This window comes from Larkinella knui, from assembly GCF_003858645.1.
Taxonomy (GTDB): domain Bacteria; phylum Bacteroidota; class Bacteroidia; order Cytophagales; family Spirosomataceae; genus Larkinella; species Larkinella knui.
Genome location: NZ_RQJP01000011.1, coordinates 1 through 2,500, shown reverse-complemented (window position 1 = coordinate 2,500; position 2,500 = coordinate 1). Strand labels below are relative to the sequence as shown.

The window sequence follows — 2,500 nt, the reverse complement described above, 5'->3', positions numbered from 1 at the left end:
TTTGAGAAGGGGAGCCGAAGCGAAAGCGAGTCTGAACAGGGCGCTGAGTCAGTGGGGGTAGACGCGAAACCGGGTGATCTATCCGTGGCCAGGTTGAAGTGGCAGTAACATGTCATGGAGGACCGCACCAGTAAACGTTGAAAAGTTTTTGGATGAGCTGCGGATAGGGGTGAAAGGCCAATCAAACCCGGAAATAGCTCGTACTCTCCGAAATGTTTTTAGGAACAGCCTTGCATGTAAATTTCCCGGGAGGTAGAGCTACCGATAGGACTAGGGGGAGTCACATCCTACCAACTTCTGACGAACTCCGAATGCCCGGGAAGTGGTGCGGGAGTGAGGGGTCGGGTGCTAAGGTCCGACTCCGAGAGGGGAACAACCCAGACCACCGGCTAAAGTCCCCAAGTGGTTGCTCAGTTGAACAAAGGAGGTCCGGTTGCCGAGACAGCCAGGAGGTTAGCTTGGAAGCAGCTATTCCTTTAAAGAGTGCGTAACAGCTCACTGGTCGAGCGAGGCGGGCATCGATAATAAACGGGCATGAAGCAACCCACTGAAGCCGTGGACAGCAATCTTTCGAGATTGGTTGTGGTAGGAGAGCATTCTGTAGTCGGTGAAGGTTTGGCGTGAGCCGGGCTGGAGAGTACAGAAAAGCAAATGTAGGCATAAGTAACGATAATGAAGGTGAGAACCCTTCACACCGTAAGACTAAGGATTCCACCGCGATGGCAATCAACGGTGGGTGAGTCGGCACCTAAGGGGCAGGCGAAGGCCGAACCTGAGGGCAAACGGGTTAATATTCCCGTACTAGCCAAACGAGAGACGCGGGGACGGAGTACTGAACTGGCCGCGCACTGCGGGAAATGTGCGTTGAAGGCTGAAGCTAGTGTTTCCATTGGCAAATCCGTGGAGACAGGTGGACGCCGATAGTACCTGAAGCCCTTCGGGGGTTCGGGATAGCGCCGGGGATGGGCTTCCAAGAAAAGCCGCTATCGCTAATCGTTTGGGTAACCGTACCGCAAACCGACACAGGTAGTCGAGATGAATAATCTAAGGTGCGCGAGAGAATCATGGCTAAGGAACTCGGCCAATTGACCCTGTAACTTCGGGAGAAGGGGGACCTACTAGCCTGTCAAAGGGCTGGAGGTCGCAGAGAAAAGGCCCAGGCGACTGTTTACCAAAAACACAGGACTCTGCGAAATCGAGAGATTCAGTATAGGGTCTGACACCTGCCCGGTGCTGGAAGGTTAAGGGGGGGCGTTAGGGGCGCAAGCCTCGAAGCGTTGAACTGAAGCCCCAGTAAACGGCGGCCGTAACTATAACGGTCCTAAGGTAGCGAAATTCCTTGTCGGGTAAGTTCCGACCTGCACGAATGGTGTAACGATCTGGGCACTGTCTCAGCCATGAGCTCGGTGAAATTGTAGTTCCGGTGAAGATGCCGGATACCCGCCACGGGACGGAAAGACCCCGTGCACCTTTACTACAGCTTATCATGGACGCTGGCACAGGGATGTGTAGGATAGGTGGGAGGCTGCGAAGCGGTGTCGCCAGGCATCGTGGAGCCAACGTTGAAATACCACCCTTCTCTTTGTTGGCGTCTAACCCCACTGTGTGGGGGACCGTGGTTGGCGGGTAGTTTGACTGGGGTGGTCGCCTCCGAAAGCGTAACGGAGGCTTCCAAAGGTTCGCTCAGGCCGGTTGGTAACCGGCTGTGGAGTGCAATAGCAGAAGCGAGCTTGACAGTGAGACAGACAAGTCGATCTGGTGCGAAAGCAGGGTATAGTGATCCGGTGGTTCCGCATGGGTGGGCCATCGCTCAAAGGATAAAAGGTACGCCGGGGATAACAGGCTGATCTCCCCCAAGAGCTCACATCGACGGGGAGGTTTGGCACCTCGATGTCGGCTCGTCACATCCTGGGGCTGGAGAAGGTCCCAAGGGTTCGGCTGTTCGCCGATTAAAGTGGCACGCGAGCTGGGTTCAGAACGTCGTGAGACAGTTCGGTCCCTATCTGTGGTGGGCGTAAGAAGATTGACGGGGGCTGCCCTTAGTACGAGAGGACCGGGGTGGACTCACCGCTGGTGAACCGGTTATTGTGCCCACGGTACGGCCGGGTAGCTACGTGGGGTTTGGATAAGCGCTGAAAGCATCTAAGTGCGAAGCCGGCCCGGAGATGAGTCTTCTATGAAGGACGTTAGAGACGATGACGTTGATAGGCGGCAGGTGCAGGGCGTGAGAGCGCTAGAGCCGAGCCGTACTAATGACCTGAAGGTCGCAGGGTACTAGACGACGATGAGCTTGCAGAGTGGTTGTGATTTCCATATTTCTTAAAGAGATACCCAAGACATGAGCGTTACCGGAAGGAAGCGCTTGAAGAGCTGGGATGGTGGCAAGGGTGCGGGGGAACACCTCTTCCCATACCGAACAGAGCCGTTAAGCCCCGTTACGCCGATGGTACTGCCGTCACTGGTGGGAGAGTAGGTTGCCGCCACCACAGATTTAATAAGG

2 rRNA genes (1 of these 2 cut by a window edge) are annotated in these 2,500 nt (G+C 55.4%); both read left to right on the top strand.

The features are described from left to right. Positions 1 to 2,272: ribosomal RNA gene (locus EHT87_RS31100) — 23S ribosomal RNA — on the top strand (it extends 638 nt beyond the left edge of the window). Between the two features lie 102 nt (positions 2,273 to 2,374). Then, positions 2,375 to 2,486 (top strand): 5S ribosomal RNA (gene rrf / locus EHT87_RS31095). Positions 2,487 to 2,500: the final 14 nt, after the last annotated feature.